The 456-nt window shown below is 57.7% G+C and carries 1 protein-coding gene; it reads right to left on the bottom strand.

The annotated features are described in order from the left end of the window. Positions 1 to 297: hypothetical protein (locus AC1D0P_RS29350; RefSeq protein ID WP_477679951.1), on the bottom strand; the 297-nt coding region annotated here is incomplete at its 3' end. Positions 298 to 456: the final 159 nt, after the last annotated feature.

Raw genomic sequence — 456 nt, 5'->3', positions numbered from 1 at the left:
ATCATGAAGCGCTGCCCCGAGGTCGATCAGCTCAATGGGTTCTTTGGAGGTACACACGTTCAGGTGTACCCAGATGCGCCGGAAGAGTACAACACCCACCGTTTTGAGCGCGTTGCAGGCAATGAGCGAATAGTCTGTGAAGTACTTCCGGCGGAATACGAACTTCACTTCATGTGGTGGGTGTCTGGCCGCCTCGCCCTTGACCTTAAACTTCAAGGCATGCAGTCCTTGGACATTTCGCGTTCCGCTGGAGATAAGACACTTATTGGGAACGTTGATACTGATGGTCTGCGTCAACTATTCAAACCTTGTCATCGCTGTTCATGGTCCGCGATGCGGTCCGTGCGAATGTCGGTGCGGCGCGCCTCCCCTTGTCGCTGGTCATCCCCGACCTGGCCGCCGGAACGCTGGTGCAATGGGGCGACGTCACCGGGCCCGAGGTGGCGCTATGGGCGC

The sequence above is a fragment of the Polaromonas sp. P1_G2 genome, assembly GCF_056405515.1.
This window is presented reverse-complemented; position numbering and strand designations above follow the sequence as displayed.